Source organism: Proteus sp. PR00208, from assembly GCF_016238545.1.
In the GTDB taxonomy this organism is placed as follows: domain Bacteria; phylum Pseudomonadota; class Gammaproteobacteria; order Enterobacterales; family Enterobacteriaceae; genus Proteus.
In genome coordinates this window covers 1-1294 of record NZ_JAEHQE010000054.1, presented here as the reverse complement: position 1 = coordinate 1294, position 1294 = coordinate 1, and the positions used below count along the sequence as shown (strand labels likewise).

At 37.3% G+C, this 1294-nt stretch carries 1 protein-coding gene; it reads right to left on the bottom strand.

Features of this window, described 5'->3' with window-relative positions:
- Window positions 1-30: 30 nt before the first annotated feature.
- Window positions 31-1241 (bottom strand): IS3 family transposase gene (locus JEP36_RS17665; RefSeq protein ID WP_198630575.1). Its coding sequence is split into 2 segments (ribosomal slippage): window positions 31-896 and window positions 896-1241, totalling 1212 coding nucleotides; the frame shifts between segments, so codons are not numbered across the junction.
- Between the last annotated feature and the right edge of the window lie 53 nt (window positions 1242-1294).

The window sequence follows — 1294 nt, the reverse complement described above, 5'->3', positions numbered from 1 at the left end:
TGACTAGTCCTGATATAGGTTGACAACTTTTCAGGCATAAAACGCCCGATGAACTTCATCGGGCGTTTTATAGTTTAATGATAAATGCGGTCGTTTTTCATTATAGAGCTGTATTGATTCTTCAACTAATTTTCTTGCTTGTTCCAAATTACTCGGTTTTATCAGTAGATACTCCATTTTTAATATTCCATTGATTCGTTCTGCTAAGGCATTTTGATAACAATCATACCCATCAGTCATAGAGCATTGAATATTATGCTCTTTATGTATCTCCTGATATTCTGAAGAACAATACTGTATTCCTCGATCTGAATGATGAATTAATAAGGTTGTTGAAACTCGTTTCTTTAACGCCTGAATTAACGACCTTTTTACTGAACTTGTTTTCATATTGTTATCTAAATGATATCCCACGATTTTTCGCGAATAAGCATCTGTAATTAAACTTAAATAGGTGTCACCCTCATGGGTTGATAGATAAGTAATATCTGCCACCCAAAGTTGCTCTGGTTGTGTCGGAATAAATCCCGACTTAATTAAATTTGGATGACGATGAAAACGATGATGGCTTAAGGTTGTCCGATGATAAGCCCGCTTATTAGGCACCAGTAATTGATGCTCTTTCAATAAAGAAAATAACCGATCACGACCAATAACTATTTGTTTTTTATTTAAAATAAAATGTAATTTACGCCCACCTAATCTAGGTTGTAAGGCGCGTTCAGATTTTACAACGTCAATAATGGCCGTATCGGTTTTCTTCCGTTCCTCAATCCTGTCCTGTCTTTTGTAATAAGCTTGCCGACTGATCTGCATAAAACGACAAGCAACTGTTACGGTAAGGTTTTTGACCGTTTTTTCTTTAATAACTCGGCCTTGCGCTTTTTTGATAAACGGACTCCGAAGTCTCTGTCCATGACTTTGACAACGGCTTCGAAGAAATCAGATTTAAGCCGAGCTTCTTCAAGTTCCTTTTCAAGGGCTTTAATGCGTTGTTCTGGCGTTTGTTGTTCAGAAGATTGGGTCATAGCTGAGCCTCGACAAAAAGTATCAGGGGTACCGTTCGACCAATCTAATCTACCATGCTTACGAAGCCAAACCAAAACCGTAGAGCATCCTTGTATACCATAGTGATCTTGAGCTTGTTTATATGTCATTTCGCCTTTTTCAACTTGGTCAACAAGCTGTAATTTAAAAGCGAGAGAATAATCACGTTGAGTTCGTTTAGTGATTGGTTTCATTACACTCTCCAATTTTAGATTGGAAAAGTGTCAACCTTATTTAGGACGGGTCA